We start from the raw sequence: 15,538 nt of genomic DNA, 5'->3' as shown, positions 1-15,538 counted from the left end.
CGCCTTATGTTCGCCTTTTATAAAGGTCCTTAGGCCGCGGTGGATTCCTGCTCCTCCATGCGCTGTTTTTTCCGAACGCGGATCACCAGCATATAGCAATAAGCAATTGCGGTCCCCACCAAAAAACGTTGGATCATTACATAGGGAATGTTGATGCCCAATCCGGTATAATAAGCGGCCTCGTTAAATAGAGCATGGGTTAAGCCCATCCAAATGAAGATGGTATTGGCCTGCACCTGAGACAGCTTTAGCGTGGCCTTCTGCGCGTCCACAAAGGAAGCGGTATGAATCACTCCGCTGAGCATGCCCACCAGGATACCGATGGCCGCCTCTCCCGGCAGATCCAGCAGTTTGGTGGCCGGAGTCAGGCATTTTGCAATCTTGGGCAGCCATCCCAGGTCTCTTAGGATCTCCACACCAATGGTCAGAGGAACCAAAATGATGGAAACCTTCCAAAGGGTGCTCACTGACATGGTCAGGGTTTCCTGAAGACTGATCCAAAGTATCTCCATCGCTTCCCCTTTCTAGAGTATCAGATTGGTCAACAGCGCCATGATAGAAGCCGTCAGCACCCGAATGATGGCGATCATCCAGGGTTTACAGCCCGTTCCTCCCAGCGCGCCGGTTTCCATAATCAAGCTGTGACAAAAGCTATAAAAAACGCTGAGCACCGTCAGCTGCTTTACCGTAAGGCCCATGCCCACTGCCGCGCCAATGCCAGAGGCCAGGCTTACCTGCCCCAAGATCAGCGCCAAAGCGGCTTCTCCCGGCATGCCAAACAATCCCATCACCGGGGACATGAACCGAGCGATCAAATCCATACCGCCCAGATTTACCAGCAAACGAACCACAAAGATGGAAGGAACCAGATATTTTGCCATCTTTAATACGGACTTTAAGCTGGCCATTCCGCCGCGCTGCAGCGTTTGCAGTGTAACCATCCAAACACCCCCGGTTGGATTATACAGGAGAATGCTCCCCAGCACAATGCGAACACCGCAATCCAGCTATCCTTTTGCTCCGCCGTCCAAATATATAGCTACTAAGGGGGCAAAACTCCATAAAATAGCCACGGTGAGGGCAGGAAACAATCGTCCATTATACAGCGCTCCCACCACCAGGATAGCGTTAAAGGCAATACCAGCCCACATCAGACGGAAGTATCCCCCCAGCGTAAAAGCGTTGCCTTTTCCCGCCTGTTCCAAGGTGATCCAGCGTACCGTGCCCGGTTTATGCACTGCCATGCCATAGATCGTTCGCCATGCAGCGTCCAGAGAAAGCGCAGTTTCAAAGGCGCAGAGTATAAAAGCAATCCCCTCTCGCTGAATGCCATACCAAAGTCCTTTTGAGGAGCCGCTCCCATTTCTCCAGGAAAGGAAGGGCCACAGCAGCAGGCTAACCCCCTGAATCAGCGCCGGAATCCAGTAAGGAGCAAAGGAGACCGCGGCATATAGCCATGGATTCCCCGCCGAATAGGTGGAAACCACAAAAAACTGGGAAGCCGCCAATGGCAAAAGACTTTCCGCCACGTCCCAAACCGCTTTTGCTTTCACAGCAAAATTGGGATGAGCGCCCCGTCTTCCAAATACATAGGGAAGCTGTAAATAAGCTTCCCGCATCCTACGGTGGAGCCGGTTGAGCCAAAGGGAATACCGACCAGGAAATCCGCCATACGCCGTCACATCGCTAAGAAACGCGGTTTTACAGAAAAGCGGATAGACCAGACGAGGGCTAATCAGGGTATCGGGGCGGATGGCGCCAAAGGTGGCTTCATGGAATTTTTCCAGGTCATAGATGCCGTTTCCGGAAAATTCCAAACTTCGACCCATCCGATCCATATCCCGTCCAGCGGCGGAAGGAAGCATCGATTTTCCGCTTAGGATACGAGCCAATCTGGGGCCTCTTTCGGTATTTCGAGCCGCCATACGCGGCTCTACAACCAAATATCCCATCCGTTGATTGACCGGATGCTTCATGGCATTATAAAGCGCCAGATACCCCTCCCGTTTCATACGGACATCAGACTCCAGCAGCATCACATAGCGGGGAGACGTCAAAAGCTTTGGTCCCAATAAACGGATCCCTTCTCGCCGCTCGCCCAACAAATACCGGTTTAAGTCGGAAACCGCCCCTAAGCGGCCGTCAAAGCACTGCCATCGCGCTTCCCTCCGGTTGTATTCTCGGTACCGTACCGCAAGATAAAAGCAAGGGCTGTATTTCTGGTTGCATTCTTCCATGACGTCAAGCGCCCTGGTAAACGCCTCCTCATCCCGTTCCGTCACAATCCGGTCGTCAGGCGGCACGTCCCATAGCAGGAGATAATCCACATTCTGGGATCCCAGCCTGTGGTAGTGACTGCAAAGGGCTTGGTAGCCCCGTTCCGCCTCCTGCGGGGTTTCCCCCTGGATTGGAACCACCACCAACAGTCGGTCCCGGGCGGTGGGAGCTACTTCCGCCATCCTTGGCACAAAAGCTGGAGATAACACAAAGGACTGTATCCATCCGGCCAAGCGGTTTAAGAGACAGAAAAAGAGCACGCCGCCTAGGAAAAAAGCGGCAAGCACCTCAAGGAGGTTTCCTCCTTTCCATATGGCGTATCCAGTCAGAACCGCGGAACAACACAGGCCGAGCAATGGAACCACCGCAAGGACAAGATTCCAACGCCTGCGCTGCCTGTTGGGCCACCAGGGGGAGCCAATACGGCGGCAAAAATCCTTTGCCTCCTCTCCCAACAACCTGTCCCCTAGCTTTCCTCCTTCCAGCGCCATGGCCGCCACTTTCTCCTCCGAGCTGCCGGACCACCGCGCCATCTCAGCGGTGATCTCCAGGTATTTTATTCGGGTATCCCGTTCCATCCGAGGATAGATCATATCCGTCTCATAGAGGCATGCTACGCGATAAAGCGCCTCCATCATGGGAATAACGTCCCATCCGTTCGCCCATGCAAGGGATCTCAGATGAACCCGAAGGGGCTCCTCCAGCTTCATGGCTTGTTCCTCGGCGGAGATCTGCTGTAACTGGGATGCCATTGAATCGATCCTGGCCAGCAATACGGCGGTCAATGCCATAGGGATGCTTCTCCACTCCCAGTAATCCAGCGTGCCTCCCCGTTTTATATAAGCTGTAAAGTATTCCAACACCCGCTCCTGTGTCAGCTCCGGCGTTTCGGATACCAATCGTTCTGTCAGGGCATGGATGCGTATTTTTCCGGCTTCCTCGCCGCTTTCGATCCGACGCAGCGGGCGCTTGCCCGCCCCCTTTTGTTTCCGCAGAATTGACAGCAATTCCGGACCATTACGAAAGAGCATCCCTTCTGCCATCGTAATCCGTCGGTTTTCGCGCCGCATTTTTTTTACCAGCCGCTGTACATTGCGTAACGACACCCCAAAGGAGAGACTAACAAAAACCATTTTGGACACGCGCTCCCCACAGCCTGCGTTGGTTTCACCCTCTCTTTCCCTCACTTCCGCAGTTTTGCGATTCATGGCGCACCACCCTTCAATCCCTATTTTTTCCTAGGACCGCAGATTTACTCATATCTGCGGATGGATACAGAAGTCCCGGTACCCTAGATATCCTGGTAAAACGGATCCGAAAGGATTGTCGCAACCAACGCATGGCTTAGGAACATGGAATGACCCTTGAAAAATGTTGGATGGAAAACAAAAAAATTCGCAAACCGCAACAGCAGTTTGCGAATTAATCTGCGGCGCTTGGCCGCTATGGCAGCGGAATAAGGATTCGAACCTTAACAATACGAGTCAGAGTCGTAGGTGCTACCGTTACACCATTCCGCTATGGTTGTCCTCATAAAATACCCTAGGTGCCGTCCGCTCCCAGATTACAACCCGCCGCTCTGGCAGGTGGGTGCCCTGCCGCCTCGTTCCGCCTTCACGCTCGCAGCGCGCATGCCGTACTTGATGGCTGGACTCCGGGCTCCCAATGTAACGATGTGGGTTTAAAAAAGGAGCGTAACAAACACCCAAGGAATTTTTACTCACCCATGCTCCAGCGATTTCCCGCTGAGCATCTCTTAGTATATGCAAAGGGACTTTTCTTGTCAACACCATTTTCGTTGGAAAAGTCTCGGATTTTGAAAAGCCAGTTTTACGTTCTCGGCTTCCCCGACGCCACGTGCGTCTCCCCTATGGCGACAAAACCTATTGTATCCAACCGCCAATAGAATATAACAAAAATTTTTCAACCGATAAAAGCAGTATCCCAAAAATATCCCGGCTGTGGATAAATCCCAAGACGGGCCCATTTAAACAGCGGTCTCATCCCAGACACCCTTAGGATTCCCTGCCTTCCGGGCAACAAAAAATCGCAACCCTCAAAATGGGTTGCGATTCCAGCCGTTGGTGGGCGATACTGGACTCGAACCAGCGACCTCCACGATGTCAACGTGATGCTCTACCAACTGAGCTAACCGCCCGCACGCAAAGTTAATTATACATAAAACCAAGGAGAATGCAAGTTTAACTTTTCTTTGATTTGCGTTCCGGTTCCCGGTGGTGTATCATTTTCCTATCGATTACCGGGATCGCGCCACGCGCTCCCACATGGAGGAATACCCATGCCCTTTGTGGTAGACGAACTCACCCGCGCAAAGCTTTGTCTCTTATATCTATTTCGGGCAGTCGCTCTTCCCCTAAGCCGGGATGCAGTGATTTTGGCCTTGGATGTCCTTCCGTGGATCAATCAGTTTATCCTTTCAGAGGCCCTTTCTGATCTGCTAGAGAGCGGTCTGGTGCTGGAACTTAACGGGCAGGGCAGAAATACCTATGAGATTTCCCAGACCGGACTTAGTACCCTCGCCCATTTTGAAAAGGAAATTCCTCTTTCCATGCGCCAGGATCTGGATAGCGTTCGTGACTCCATTCGTCTTATGGCCCGAAAGGAGTCGGAATACATCACCGATTATCATAAGATTGGTGAAGACCGCTATCTGGCTGAGCTATCCATTGTGGAAAACGGACATACCATCTTCCGCGTGGAGATCGAATTAGCCAGCTCCGCCCAAGCCGATGTGGTCTGCAAAAATTGGCAGAATGCCGCCTCCGCAGCCTACTCCGCCATCCTCTCCCCCATCTTAAATCATTGACGCGGCATGAGTAGCTTTTATCATCTCAACCATTTGCATAAAAAATATGCCCGGCAGATGCCGGGCATATTTTTTATGGACCTATTTTCTACCGATATCCTTTCGGTATTCCATTCCCGCAAAGGAGATCAAATCCACATACTCATAGGCTCTGTGTATGGCCTGCTCCAGGGAGGGCTCCACCGCCGTAACCCCCAGCACCCGGCCTCCCGCGGTAGCGTATCCGTCCTTGCAAAGAGCCGTTCCTGCGTGGTAGACGATGGCTCCTTCCGCCAAAGCCTCTTGGATTCCATGGATGGTTTTTCCCTTTTCATAGGGCCCAGGATACCCTCCCGAGGCCAGCACCACGCAGACGGCGCTCTCCTGGGAAAAGGCGACCTCCATCTCTCCCAACCGTTCCTCAATGACAGCCAGCATCACCTGCGACAGCGGCGTCTTCAACAGCGGCAGGATCGCCTGGGTTTCGGGATCCCCAAACCGGCTGTTGTATTCGATGACCATGGGGCCGCGTTCCGTCAGCATCAAGCCGAAGTACAGCACGCCCTTAAAAGGACATCCCTCCGCAGCCATGGCCTGGACGGTTGGATAAACGATCTCCTGCATCACCCGATCCAAAAGGGAGGGCGTCATCTTTGGCGTAGGCGCAAAGGCCCCCATCCCTCCGGTATTGGGACCACGATCCCCATCGTAGGCCCGCTTATGATCCTGAGCCGCCGGCATGGGGACCACTGCCTTGCCATCGGTAAAACATAGGAGGGAGGCTTCCGGTCCGAAAAGGCACTCCTCTATGAGCACCCGGCTTCCGGAGGCGCCAAAGGCCCGTTTCACCATGATCTCGTCTACGGCATCCTCGGCCTCCTCTTCGGTACCGCAAACAAAGACCCCTTTTCCAAGAGCGAGGCCATCGGCCTTCACCACGATGGGCGCCCCCATCTCTCCGATATAGTCCTTGGCGGCCTGAGGCTCGTCAAATACCCGGAACTGGGCGGTCGGAATGCCGTATTTCTTCATCAGCGCCTTGCTAAAGGCTTTGCTGGATTCAATCCGTGCGGCGGCCTGGGTGGGGCCAAATGCCTTAATCCCAACGGCATTCAATCGATCCACCATACCCAACGCCAGGGGATCATCCGGCGTGACCACCACCAGATCCATTTCCTTTACCTGTGCAAAGGCCACCATGGCGTCCACATCGGTGGCAGCGATATCCACGCAGGTTGCCAGAGCCCCAATGCCGCCGTTTCCCGGCGCACAGTAAAGCTCGTGGCCCCCCTCCGCATAAAGCTGCCGCACTACGGCGTGTTCCCGTCCCCCGCCGCCAATGACCAATATCTTCATATCTGACCTCCAGATGATCAGTGTTTAAAGTGCCGCATGCCGGTATACACCATGGCAATACCCAGCTCGTCACAGGCTTTTACGCTATCCTCGTCCCGGATGCTTCCGCCAGGCTGGATGATGGCGGTAATGCCCGCAGCGGCTGCGGCTCGTACGCTGTCATCAAAGGGGAAATAGGCGTCGGATGCCAAGGCGGCGCCTTTGACCTTATCCCCACTCCGCTGGATGGATTGTTCCACCGCCCAAACCCGGTTTACCTGGCCAGGCCCAATGCCCAGGCTCTGGCCATCCTTGGCAATGGCAATGCCATTGCTCTTGGTATGCTTCACAATACGCCACGCCAGCTCCAGGTCGGCCAACTCTTTTTCCGTAGGCTGGCGGCGGGTAACCACCCTAAGCTCGGGATACAGCTCCCGATCCATATCCTGCACCAGAAGGCCTCCCAGCACCTTCTTCATATCAAGAGCGCCAGCCGGAAGAGGATCGCAGATGGCCGGGAGCTTCAGTACCCGGAGGTTCTTCTTCTTCCGCAGGATCCCAAGGGCTTCCTCCTCATAGTCAGGCGCAACGATGATCTCCAAAAAGGTCTTTGCCATGGCAGCGGCCGTCTCAGCGTCTACCTTCCTATTGCAGGCTACAATGCCCCCAAAGATGGACACGGGATCCGCCTCATAAGCAGTATTGTAGGCGTCAGCCAAGGTATCCCGAATGCCCACGCCGCAGGGATTCGCGTGCTTTACAGCCACCACAACCGCCTTCTTCTCCTCCCGGAACTCCCGGAGCAGATCCAGCGCGCCGTTGGTATCGTTGATGTTGTTAAAGCTTAGCTCCTTGCCGTTGAGCTGCTCTGCCATGGCAAGGGATCCAGCGGGAGTCAGTGGCTCCTTATAGAACACGGCGGATTGGTGGGGATTCTCGCCGTAGCGCATCTCCTGAACCTTCTGATAGGTCATGGTAAAGTCGTCTGGCAGCCCCGCGCCGGTCACACCGCGGAGGTATTGGGCAATGAGCGCATCATAGGCGGCGGTATGCTCAAAGACCTTTTTGCACAGATCCCGCTTTACCTCATAGGACACCTCTCCCTCCTCCCGGAGACAGCCGATCACCCGGGCATAGTCGGATGCATCCACAATGACCGCCACATCCTTATGGTTCTTCGCGGCAGCGCGAAGCATGGTGGGTCCTCCGATATCGATGTTTTCAATGGCCTCTTCAAACGAAACCCCGGTTTTTTTGATGGTCTCCAGGAAGGGGTAGAGATTTACCGCCACAATGTCGATGGGCGCGATTCCCAGCTCCTCCATCTGCTTTACATGGCTGGGGTTGTCCCGCATAAACAGGATGCCCGCATGGACGGCAGGATGCAGGGTCTTAACCCGGCCATCCAAGCACTCCGGAAAACCAGTGATATCGCTGACGTTGGTAACAGGCACCCCTGCCTCACCAATGGCCCGCTGGGTCCCCCCCGTGCTGATGACCTCATAGCCCAAGTCCACCAGATCTTTGGCGAATTCCACGATTCCGGTCTTATCGGATACACTCAAAAACGCTCTCTTTTTCATCTCAGTCCGTCATCCTTTCCATGGTAACCTTGCGCCCCTCTACGCGGATGCGGCCCTCCACCAGGTGGGCTACCGCCAGCGGCAGCAATTCATGTTCTACCCGAAGTACCCGCTGCTGCAGGATCTCCGGGGTATCGTCGTCCAAAACGGAAACCGCTTTTTGCAGGATAATGGGGCCGGTATCCGTCCCCTCATCCACAAAATGCACGGTAGCACCCGTCACCTTGGCGCCGTATTCCAGCACCTTTTCGTGAACATGCAACCCATAGTATCCCTTGCCGCAGAAGGAAGGGATCAAGGAGGGGTGGATGTTCACAATCCGGTTTTTATATAGACCAATGATCTCAGGGGATAAAATGGACATATACCCCGCCAGCACAATATAATCCGCTTCCAAAGCCCGTAAGGCGGTCAGCATGGCGGCGTCCCGCTCCACAGGGTCGGGATAGGCCCGCTTGCTGATCACCCGGGTTGGGATACCGGCATGTTCAGCCCGTACCAGGCCATAGGCGTGCTTAGTGCTGCTGATCACTCCACTGATCCGGGCCAAAAGACGTCCCTCCGCCACAGCGTCCAAAAGGGCCTGGAGATTGGTTCCTCCACCCGAGATCAATACCACGATATTTTTCATGGAAGCAGCTCCACCTTCTCCTGGCCTCGGGCGATAACGCCCACGGGGAAGGCCTCCTGGCCATTCTCGGACAAAGTCGCCACGGCCCCATCGACCTGATCCGGGGGAAGCACCATTGCCATCCCCACTCCCATGTTAAAGATGTTATACATCTCCATCAGAGGAATCTCCCCCTTGCGCCGCAGAATCTGGAAAATAGGCGGCATGGGGATGCTCTTAAGATCGATCTTAGCGCAAAGCCCATCGGGAATCACACGTGGAATATTCTCGATGAACCCACCGCCCGTGATATGGGCAATGCCGTGAACCTCCACCTTCTCAATGGCCGATAGAACGGGTTTCACATAGATACGGGTCGGGGTCAACAAGGCCTCTCCCACTCTGGCGCCCAGCTCCTGACTATAGGCAGAAAGGCTGGCTTTATCATCCCCCATGATCTTCCGTACCAAACTGAATCCATTGCTATGCACCCCCGAGGAGGCCAATCCCAGAATCACATCCCCCTCCTGGATGGCGCTACCGTCAATGACCCGTTTTCTATCCACGATGCCCACGGTAAATCCAGCTAGATCGTATTCCCCCACGGGATAGAAGCCCGGCATCTCAGCGGTCTCTCCGCCGATGAGGGCACAACCCGCCATACGGCAGCCGGCGGCCACTCCGGCAACGATCTGCTCCGCCACATGTGGAAACAGCTTACCCACCGCCAAATAATCCAGAAAAAATAGAGGCTTGGCTCCGTGACACACCACGTCGTTGACGCACATGGCAACGCAGTCCTGGCCCACGGTGTTATGGATATCCAGCTCCATTGCCAGTTTCAGCTTGGTACCAACGCCATCGGTACCAGAGATCAGAACCGGTTCCTTCATATCTCCATACCGGCCAATGGAATAGAAGGCTCCAAAACTGCCAATGCCGCTCAGCACATCCTCGTTAAAGGTGCTGGCGGTGTGGCTTTTGATGCGTCTGACCGTGTCATATCCAGCGTGAACATCCACGCCAGCATCCTTATAATGCTCTGCCATTGGGTCCTCCTTATAGCTTCTCGGCCAACTTCCCGATGGCCGCGTCCTTCTGTAAAACCTTATCCCCCATCTCCTTGCGATAGACGGACAGGCGCTCCGCCAGCTGTGGATCGCTCAAGGCGCCGATCTGTACCGCCAGGATGGCGGCGTTGGCGGCGCCGTCAATGGCCACGGTGGCTACGGGCAGCCCCGGCGGCATCTGGACGGTAGACAAGAGGGCGTCCAGCCCTCCCAGGCCTCCAGATGCGATGGGTACGCCGATGACAGGTAGCTGGCTGTGCGCGGCCATTGCTCCCGCCAGATGCGCAGCCTTGCCCGCGGCGGCAATAATAGCGCAGTATCCCTCTTCCCGGGCTGATGCCGCAAAGGCTGCGGCCTCGTCGGGAGTACGGTGGGCGGACAACACCCGCACCGTGGGGGCCACGCCGAAGGATTTCAAAGTGGACACGGCTTTTTCCATCACGGACCAGTCCGAATCGCTTCCCATGATTACCGCAACTTTGGTCATATTGGTTCCCCCTTCAATAAAAAATAGGAAAAACAAGCCTGGGTAAGCAGGCTTGTTTTCTCGTTAGCGGTTGGTGGAATAATTGGGCGCTTCCTTGGTGATATACACATCGTGGGGATGGCTCTCCTGCAATCCCGCTCCGGTGATCTTCACCATGGTGCTCTTGGTACGCAGAGTCTCAATATCAGGAGCGCCGCAGTAGCCCATGCCGGAACGAAGGCCGCCCACCAACTGGTAGATGGTCTCGGAAAGAGCTCCTCGGAAGGGTACTCGCCCCTCTACGCCCTCCGGTACAAACTTCTGGTTGGCGTCCTGGAAATACCGATCGCTGCTGCCCTTGGCCATGGCGCCCAGGCTGCCCATACCCCGATACACTTTATAGCTGCGGCCCTGATAGATTTCCATCTCTCCAGGGCTCTCCTCGGTTCCAGCCAAAAGGCTGCCCAGCATAACGGCGCTGGCGCCGGCAGCAATGGATTTTACGATATCGCCGCTATACTTGATTCCGCCGTCGGCAATGATCCGGATGCCCCGCTTATCGGCCTCCTCGGCGCAATCCATGATGGCGGTCACCTGGGGAACCCCCACGCCGGCCACCACGCGAGTGGTGCAAATGGAGCCGGGTCCGATGCCCACCTTGACGCAGTCTGCACCGGCAGCCGCCAGATCCCGTACCGCTTCCGGAGTAGCCACATTCCCCGCAATGACGGGTATATCAAACATCCCCTTAATGGTTCTCACCATTTCAATGACGTTGCGGCTATGGCCATGTGCGGTATCGATAACCAACACATCCACGCCAGCCTCCACCAAGGCCTTCGCCCGGTCGGGGGTATCCTTGGCAATGCCTACGGCTGCGGCCACCAGCAGGCGGCCCTTATCGTCCTTTGCGCTGTTGGGATATTGCAGCAGCTTGTCGATATCCTTCTTGGTAATGAGGCCCTTGAGCATGTAGTTGTCGTCCACGATTGGCAGCTTCTCCACTTTATGCTTGCGGAGAATCTCCCGAGCCTGATCCAAAGTGGTTCCCTCGGGAGCAGTCACCAAGCGATCCTTGGTCATCACGTCTCTAATCTTCTGGGAATAATCGTCCTCAAAGCTCAAATCCCGGTTGGTGAGAATGCCCACCAGCTTGCCCTCCACAGTGATGGGCACACCGGAAATCCGGTAGTGGGCCATTAGCCGGTTGGCGTCATCAATGGTATGGTCGGGAGAAAGAAAAAATGGATCCGTGATCACGCCATGCTCCGAGCGCTTTACCCGATCCACCTCTTGTGCCTGCTGCTCAATGCTCATGTTCTTGTGGATAACCCCCATGCCGCCTTCGCGGGCCATAGCAATGGCCAGACGGGACTCAGTAACGGTATCCATGGCAGCGCTCATCAAGGGCGTCAGCAGACGGATGCCCGGGATCAACTCCACGCCGAGGTTCACGTCCTTGGGAATTACATCGCTTTTGGCAGGCACCAAAAGGACGTCGTCAAAGGTCAGGCCCTCTTTCAAAATCTTTGCCATTTCCATCCCCCTCTTCCGCTTTTTTGTACTTTCAGAAATATAATTAGACATAATATATGGCAGTTTTCCTCCGCTGTCAAGGAAATCCCGCAACTTTGCCTGCAAAAAAACAGCAGATATGGGGGCATCATCCCCCGTTGCCCACTGGATGTGCCAAAGCCCCGCAGAAGACCTCCTCCCCCACAGACCGAATGCAGTGAAAGAGGTATTGATTCGCATAACCCGCTAACGCTCCATATTGGGCCTTTGCAAAGGGCAAAGGGTGCCGTGGGTCACATTGCGGATATAGCCGTAAAAGCACTTTTTTTACCCAGGTATCCACTGGGAAGGCATCCCGATGATGTAGGGAAAACATCAAAATACAATCCGCCACCTTGGGACCCACTCCCGGCAAACGGCAGAGATGCTTCCGGGCTTCCGAAAGATCCATGCCCATCGAACGCTGTAGATCAAACCCATCGGCCACCATTCGGGCCGTCCCCACGATATATTCAGCCCGATACCCCATACCGATGCGCCTCAGCTCCATAGGGTCTATGGATGCCAACGCTTCGGGAGTAGGAAAAGCATACCCCCCATAAGACAGCTCCCGGCCCCATCCGCGGGACAACGCCGCAATTAGGGACATAATGCGCTTCATATTGTTGTTGGCAGATATGACAAAGGAAATAGTGGTCTCAAAGGGATCCTGGTTTAAAATGCGGATGCCCGGAGCGTATTCCATCCCCCGCCGCACATGGGGATCCCCCCATAAAGCCTCTATAATCTTCGCATAGCTCCGGTCCAGATCCAAATAGGACCGCCATAGATTTTGAAACTCCCCCAGGGTGCAGGGAGAAAGGAAAAAGCTTCCATCCTCCATGGGCGCAATGACAACGGCCCGCTCCAACGCGATTCCGGCATATCCTCCGCCTTCCACAGGATAAAACCGAAACGCCTGGCCGCAGGTGAAGGTATCCTGGAGGGAAAAAGGCTCGTCCAGCCGGAACCGCACGCCCCCGCTCCATTCCCATGCCTGCACCATGGCGCCATCACCCTTTCAGTTTGTTTTATTATACTACACAAAAAAAGCAACGTCCATTTGTCCAAAAAGGTTTCTAGGCGAATTAAAAGCGCAACTCACCCTTCCCAGCCAAAGGGTAGCAGCTCGGAAAGGGATTTTACCTCTCCTTCGCCTATCAGCACCAGGCATTCGCCGTTCTCCCGATGCAGCTGTCGGATGAATTCCCGGCACCGGCCACAGGGAGGCACCACACGTCCATCCTCTCCAACCGCTACCATCTGAATCACCCTGCTCTCCCCCGCAGTGACCATGGCTGCTGCCGCGCTATGTTCGGCACAGAATCCCATACCACAGGGCATGTCGATGCATACGCCTCGGTAAACCTTCCCATCCCCCGCAAAAAGAGCCGCTGCCACCGATCCCGCCGCGGCGCTTTCTGAAAGGTTTCTTGGGTTCAATACCTCCTGAGCCATATAAAGCAGCTCCGCAAACTCCAAGGCTTTCGCCTCCTTTCCTGCTTTGAAAAAACAAAAAGACCGCAGCATTGCTGCGGTCCTCCATTCATTTACTGAGCGATCTCCTCATATACGGAAACCAATTTCTTATCCCTGCCCTTGCGCTCGAACTTCACCTTGCCGTCCACCAGGGCAAAGAGGGTATCGTCGCTGCCGCGGCCCACGTTGTTGCCAGGATGGATCTTGGTGCCCCGCTGCCGAACCAGGATATTACCCGCCAGTACAAACTGGCCGTCGCCCCGCTTTACGCCCAGCCGCTTGCTGTTGCTGTCGCGGCCGTTCCGAGAGCTACCTACACCTTTTTTATGTGCCAAAGTCAAACACCTCTCTTTACTAAAATCGCTTGGCCTTATCCAATGGAAACGATCTCAACCTTGGAATAGGGCTGCCTGTGGCCGGTCTTCTTCCGGTAGTTCTTCTTGGGCTTGAACTTATAGACGATGATCTTCTTGCCCTTGACCACGGAATCCACCTTGGCCTTCACCTTTACGCCGTCCACGATAGGAGCGCCCACCTTTACGGACTCCCCGTCGCCGACCAGCAACGCGTCAAACTCCACTTCGGCACCGTTTTCTACATTCAGCTTCTCCACAAAAATGGTATCGCCTTCCTGCACCTTGTACTGCTTGCCGCCGGTTTTGATGATGGCATACATGATTGTTGCACCTCCCCGTATTATAATTGGGACTCGCCAACCCGGGCGGCATCTCTGCGCTTATAGCCCGTTATGAGCGGTAACATCAATAGATGATAACATAGCGGAAGGGGCTTGTCAATGAAGCAATGCCTTAACCCCGGCATTCCAGGGGGACGGCTCCCATTTCCAAGGCCTCCTGGGGATTTTCTACCCCTTCCACCTCCATATGCTCGATGTGCATATTGGTGTTGGAGAGCAAAAACACCCGCTTTCCCGGCGGGCTGGGAATCAGCTGGGCGCCGGGCCGCATTTTAGCGTTGATCTCCATGCAGACCGCCGGATGGGCCATGATCACCACGTTGTCATACCCATCCCGATAAAACCGGTGCAGCACCTCTTTTCGGGCTTTCATGGCCATGGACTCAGAGGACAGAATGATCCCCTCCCCCTCGCAATAAGGGCAGGGCGCATAGAACACCGATCCCAAGGACTGTTTGGTTTTCTTTCGGGTCAGCTCCACGATGCCCAAATCCGTAATGCCCAATATAATGGTGCGAGTCCGATCCCGCTTGACGGCTTCCCGGAGTACATCCAGGATCTTCTGACGGTTACAGGGCTCCTCCATATCGATGAAATCCACCACGATGATGCCAGAGATATCCCGAAGCCGAATCTGGCGGGCGATCTCCTCCGCCGCCTCTATATTGGTCTTCAGGATGGTATCCTGCAGGGAATTGGTCCCCACAAATTTTCCGGTGTTCACATCGATAACGGTAAGGGCTTCGGCGGAATCAAAGATCAAATACCCACCGCTTTTCAGCCATACCTTCCGAGCAAGCGCCTTATCAATCTTACTCTCCAGCCCATGGTACTCAAACATATCATAATGCTTATCAAAAAAGCTCACCCGGTCCAGCAGGTCGGGGTTTACCGCTTCTACCAAAGACCGGACGTACTCATATGCCTGAGGATCGCTGATATAAAACCCGCTGATGTCCTGGTTGAAGGCATCCCGAACGGTACGGTAGTAGATGTTCTCCTCACTATGGATCAGCTTCGGCGCCTTGCAGCAATCATAGATTGCGTGAATCTCCTGGTAGGTATCCATCTGAGCCTGAATCTGCTGGGCCAGCTCCTCCCGGTCAGCCCCCAGGGCGCTGGTCCGGGCGATGACCCCTCGGTGGCTGGGTTTGATCTCCTCCAGGATGGCCTTAAGCCGGGTCCGTTCCTCCTCGTCCTCGATCTTCCGGGAGATGCCCACATAATTGGCCTTGGGCAGCAGCACCACTTTGTATCCCGGCAGGGTGATATTGGTGGTAACCCTGGCCCCTTTGGTGCCAAAGGGCTCCTTTAACACCTGTACCATGATGGACTGCCCCACCCGAACCAGCTTCCGGATGTCGGGGATGCACTTGGCCCTCTCATCCTCCTCGGGCAACTCCTCGTCCACGGCGTCCACGCTGATGTCCCCGGCATAAAGAAAGGCGTTTCGTTCGATGCCAACATCCACAAAGGCGGCCTGCATACCGGGCAGGACATTCTTTACCACGCCTTTGTAAATATTCCCCACGATGCGTTCGCTGCCCTTGCGTTCCACATAGAGTTCAGCCAGGTTGCCATCCTCCACCACCGCAACCCGCACCTCATAGGGATTCGCGTCCAAATAAATATTGCTTCTCATTCGATTTGATCCACCAGTT

At 54.9% G+C, this 15,538-nt stretch carries 15 protein-coding genes, 2 tRNA genes, 1 other RNA gene and 1 other annotated feature; of the genes, 1 reads left to right on the top strand and 17 read right to left on the bottom strand.

Features of this window, described 5'->3' with window-relative positions; genetic code table 11:
- Window positions 1–29 precede the first annotated feature (29 nt).
- The 6 genes from KP626_RS01180 to KP626_RS01155 all read right to left on the bottom strand — a co-directional run bounded on the left by KP626_RS01180 (window position 30) and on the right by KP626_RS01155 (window position 4,435).
- Window positions 30–512 carry a nucleoside recognition domain-containing protein gene (locus tag KP626_RS01180; protein ID WP_395977544.1) on the bottom strand — a complete coding sequence of 161 codons (483 nt, stop codon included), beginning with the start codon at window positions 510–512 and terminating at the stop codon, window positions 30–32.
- 12 nt (window positions 513–524) lie between these two features.
- Window positions 525–941: a nucleoside recognition domain-containing protein gene (locus KP626_RS01175; RefSeq protein WP_395977542.1), complete on the bottom strand. Its 417-nt coding sequence runs from the start codon at window positions 939–941 to the stop codon at window positions 525–527.
- A 66-nt stretch (window positions 942–1,007) separates the two neighbouring features.
- Window positions 1,008–3,308, bottom strand: coding sequence for a hypothetical protein (locus tag KP626_RS01170; protein ID WP_395977540.1), 2,301 nt, complete (start codon window positions 3,306–3,308; stop codon window positions 1,008–1,010).
- A 415-nt stretch (window positions 3,309–3,723) separates the two neighbouring features.
- Window positions 3,724–3,797: transfer RNA gene (locus tag KP626_RS01165), tRNA-Gln, on the bottom strand.
- 14 nt (window positions 3,798–3,811) lie between these two features.
- Window positions 3,812–3,993: non-coding RNA, 6S RNA (ssrS, locus tag KP626_RS01160), on the bottom strand.
- A gap of 366 nt (window positions 3,994–4,359) precedes the next feature.
- Window positions 4,360–4,435 (bottom strand) — tRNA-Val (locus KP626_RS01155).
- A 141-nt stretch (window positions 4,436–4,576) separates the two neighbouring features.
- On the opposite strand from KP626_RS01155, the gene KP626_RS01150 reads away from it, so the two are divergent.
- Window positions 4,577–5,104, top strand: coding sequence for a DUF4364 family protein (locus tag KP626_RS01150; RefSeq protein WP_395977538.1), 528 nt, complete (start codon window positions 4,577–4,579; stop codon window positions 5,102–5,104).
- A gap of 81 nt (window positions 5,105–5,185) precedes the next feature.
- Here the strand turns inward: KP626_RS01150 and purD are convergent, their stop codons facing one another.
- From purD to KP626_RS01095, 11 genes are all read right to left on the bottom strand, one after another.
- Window positions 5,186–6,439, bottom strand: a complete 1,254-nt coding sequence (gene purD, locus KP626_RS01145; protein WP_395977536.1) for a phosphoribosylamine--glycine ligase — start codon at window positions 6,437–6,439, stop codon at window positions 5,186–5,188.
- 17 nt (window positions 6,440–6,456) lie between these two features.
- Entirely contained in the window at window positions 6,457–8,001 is a 1,545-nt protein-coding gene (gene purH, locus KP626_RS01140) for a bifunctional phosphoribosylaminoimidazolecarboxamide formyltransferase/IMP cyclohydrolase (RefSeq protein ID WP_395977534.1), read from the bottom strand.
- A 1-nt stretch (window position 8,002) separates the two neighbouring features.
- Window positions 8,003–8,632: a phosphoribosylglycinamide formyltransferase gene (gene purN, locus KP626_RS01135; protein ID WP_395977532.1), complete on the bottom strand. Its 630-nt coding sequence runs from the start codon at window positions 8,630–8,632 to the stop codon at window positions 8,003–8,005.
- Complete coding sequence (gene purM, locus KP626_RS01130) at window positions 8,629–9,660, bottom strand: phosphoribosylformylglycinamidine cyclo-ligase (protein WP_395977530.1); 1,032 nt, start codon at window positions 9,658–9,660, stop codon at window positions 8,629–8,631. The genes purN and purM overlap by 4 nt, the downstream gene beginning before the upstream one ends.
- Before the next feature lie 10 nt (window positions 9,661–9,670).
- The gene (gene purE, locus KP626_RS01125) at window positions 9,671–10,168 is read right to left on the bottom strand and encodes a 5-(carboxyamino)imidazole ribonucleotide mutase (RefSeq protein ID WP_395977528.1); all 498 of its coding nucleotides are present in this window, start codon (window positions 10,166–10,168) and stop codon (window positions 9,671–9,673) included.
- A 63-nt stretch (window positions 10,169–10,231) separates the two neighbouring features.
- A complete protein-coding gene (gene guaB / locus KP626_RS01120; protein WP_395977525.1) occupies window positions 10,232–11,683 on the bottom strand; it encodes an IMP dehydrogenase in 1,452 nt (483 codons plus the stop codon).
- A 127-nt stretch (window positions 11,684–11,810) separates the two neighbouring features.
- Window positions 11,811–12,707, bottom strand: a complete 897-nt coding sequence (locus KP626_RS01115; RefSeq protein WP_395977523.1) for a DNA-3-methyladenine glycosylase family protein — start codon at window positions 12,705–12,707, stop codon at window positions 11,811–11,813.
- A gap of 95 nt (window positions 12,708–12,802) precedes the next feature.
- Window positions 12,803–13,183: a cytidine deaminase family protein gene (locus tag KP626_RS01110; RefSeq protein WP_395977521.1), complete on the bottom strand. Its 381-nt coding sequence runs from the start codon at window positions 13,181–13,183 to the stop codon at window positions 12,803–12,805.
- 68 nt (window positions 13,184–13,251) lie between these two features.
- Window positions 13,252–13,521 carry a 50S ribosomal protein L27 gene (gene rpmA / locus KP626_RS01105; protein ID WP_395977519.1) on the bottom strand — a complete coding sequence of 90 codons (270 nt, stop codon included), beginning with the start codon at window positions 13,519–13,521 and terminating at the stop codon, window positions 13,252–13,254.
- A 29-nt stretch (window positions 13,522–13,550) separates the two neighbouring features.
- Window positions 13,551–13,856, bottom strand: a complete 306-nt coding sequence (gene rplU / locus KP626_RS01100; RefSeq protein ID WP_395977517.1) for a 50S ribosomal protein L21 — start codon at window positions 13,854–13,856, stop codon at window positions 13,551–13,553.
- 19 nt (window positions 13,857–13,875) lie between these two features.
- Window positions 13,876–13,948, bottom strand: a sequence feature (ribosomal protein L21 leader region).
- Between the two features lie 41 nt (window positions 13,949–13,989).
- Window positions 13,990–15,519, bottom strand: coding sequence for a ribonuclease E/G (locus KP626_RS01095; protein ID WP_395977515.1), 1,530 nt, complete (start codon window positions 15,517–15,519; stop codon window positions 13,990–13,992).
- Between the last annotated feature and the right edge of the window lie 19 nt (window positions 15,520–15,538).

It is taken from the genome of Christensenella sp. MSJ-20 (assembly GCF_044357945.1).
Taxonomy (GTDB): domain Bacteria; phylum Bacillota; class Clostridia; order Christensenellales; family QAND01; genus QAND01.
Note: the sequence above shows the minus strand (reverse complement) of the source record. Positions and strands in the feature narration are given on the sequence as shown.

What these genes read in the sequence shown, in the direction of transcription:
- rplU (WP_395977517.1), bottom strand. Translation starts at nt 13,856, where the DNA reads ATGTATGCCATCATCAAAACCGGCGGCAAGCAGTACAAGGTGCAGGAA.
- KP626_RS01150 (WP_395977538.1), top strand. Translation starts at nt 4,577, where the DNA reads ATGCCCTTTGTGGTAGACGAACTCACCCGCGCAAAGCTTTGTCTCTTA.
- KP626_RS01180 (WP_395977544.1), bottom strand. Translation starts at nt 512, where the DNA reads ATGGAGATACTTTGGATCAGTCTTCAGGAAACCCTGACCATGTCAGTG.
- purN (WP_395977532.1), bottom strand. Translation starts at nt 8,632, where the DNA reads ATGAAAAATATCGTGGTATTGATCTCGGGTGGAGGAACCAATCTCCAG.
- KP626_RS01175 (WP_395977542.1), bottom strand. Translation starts at nt 941, where the DNA reads ATGGTTACACTGCAAACGCTGCAGCGCGGCGGAATGGCCAGCTTAAAG.
- purD (WP_395977536.1), bottom strand. Translation starts at nt 6,439, where the DNA reads ATGAAGATATTGGTCATTGGCGGCGGGGGACGGGAACACGCCGTAGTG.
- purE (WP_395977528.1), bottom strand. Translation starts at nt 10,168, where the DNA reads ATGACCAAAGTTGCGGTAATCATGGGAAGCGATTCGGACTGGTCCGTG.
- KP626_RS01170 (WP_395977540.1), bottom strand. Translation starts at nt 3,308, where the DNA reads ATGCTCTTTCGTAATGGTCCGGAATTGCTGTCAATTCTGCGGAAACAA.
- KP626_RS01095 (WP_395977515.1), bottom strand. Translation starts at nt 15,519, where the DNA reads ATGAGAAGCAATATTTATTTGGACGCGAATCCCTATGAGGTGCGGGTT.
- KP626_RS01115 (WP_395977523.1), bottom strand. Translation starts at nt 12,707, where the DNA reads ATGGTGCAGGCATGGGAATGGAGCGGGGGCGTGCGGTTCCGGCTGGAC.
- guaB (WP_395977525.1), bottom strand. Translation starts at nt 11,683, where the DNA reads ATGGCAAAGATTTTGAAAGAGGGCCTGACCTTTGACGACGTCCTTTTG.
- purH (WP_395977534.1), bottom strand. Translation starts at nt 8,001, where the DNA reads ATGAAAAAGAGAGCGTTTTTGAGTGTATCCGATAAGACCGGAATCGTG.
- purM (WP_395977530.1), bottom strand. Translation starts at nt 9,660, where the DNA reads ATGGCAGAGCATTATAAGGATGCTGGCGTGGATGTTCACGCTGGATAT.